Here is a 269-nt window from a genome sequence, read left to right as displayed (position 1 = left end):
GCGGTGCTGGTCAGGCATGTAGTCACGAATGACCTTTTGCCCGAACGCCTCCATGCGCTCTGCTACTCCGACCTTTTCCTGCAGGGTTTTCTCGCCCGCATGCCAAGGCGAGGGGCGGTGATCGGGGGACTGTTGCATGGTGGCGTTCCTCGCAGGGGATCAGACGCTGGTCTGCAGCCCGATGACGGTGCGGGGCATCGGTACGAAGCCCGGCAATGCCTCGATCCGCGCCAGCCAGCTACGTACGTAGGCATACGGCTCCAGCGACA

The 269-nt window shown here is 63.6% G+C and carries 1 pseudogene; it reads right to left on the bottom strand.

What is annotated here, in order from left to right:
• Window positions 1-159 precede the first annotated feature (159 nt).
• Window positions 160-269, bottom strand: a pseudogene (locus GYA94_RS26770) (glutathione S-transferase); the annotation flags it as partial.

Origin of the sequence: Pseudomonas juntendi (assembly GCF_009932375.1) — a bacterium.
GTDB classification, from domain to species: Bacteria; Pseudomonadota; Gammaproteobacteria; order Pseudomonadales; family Pseudomonadaceae; genus Aquipseudomonas; species Aquipseudomonas juntendi.
The sequence above is the reverse complement of the archived record's forward strand: the minus strand, read 5'-3'. Positions and strand labels throughout refer to the sequence as shown.